Source organism: Paraburkholderia sp. BCC1884, assembly GCF_900996225.1.
Lineage (GTDB): Bacteria > Pseudomonadota > Gammaproteobacteria > Burkholderiales > Burkholderiaceae > Paraburkholderia.
Window position 1 is genome coordinate 1 of record NZ_CAAJGL010000039.1, and the last position, 434, is coordinate 434.

Here is a 434-nt window from a genome sequence, read left to right on the forward strand (position 1 = left end):
CGCGCTCGACCAGGCGCTGGCCACCGCCGAGGTGGCCAGCAACGCGGCAGCACGCATGCCTGACGATCGCTTGACCCGCCGCGCCTCGCCGCTTGCGGATTTGCCCTCGGCCGTGGTCGTCTCGGCGACGGCCATCACCATACCCCGAAGCCTGGAATACACCAGGCGATGCGCATTCTTGTTCATTCTCTTCGACGTGGCCTGCGTCCATTTCGTTAGTTATGGGACGCGAGCTTACCGAAGCGATGAAAGATAACTGTCAACAATTGCCAAGTTCTTGACTCAAACGACTCAAGTCCTGAATTTCAGATGAATCTGATTGCTTTGCGCCTAGGCGCTCTTGATCTGCTTGGATACTTGCGTGAGTCCCGGCGGCCAGTTGCTTCCAGCATGCTCCTTGCGTCGTCGCACCCGCCTGAAGCCCACACGCCCGT

1 protein-coding gene is annotated in these 434 nt (G+C 59.4%); it reads right to left on the bottom strand.

Going from position 1 to position 434, the window contains the following annotated elements; genetic code table 11:
• The coding region (locus FQ705_RS02895; protein WP_260854377.1) for an ESPR-type extended signal peptide-containing protein at nt 1–186 on the bottom strand (186 nt) is incomplete at its 3' end.
• Nucleotides 187–434 lie beyond the last annotated feature (248 nt).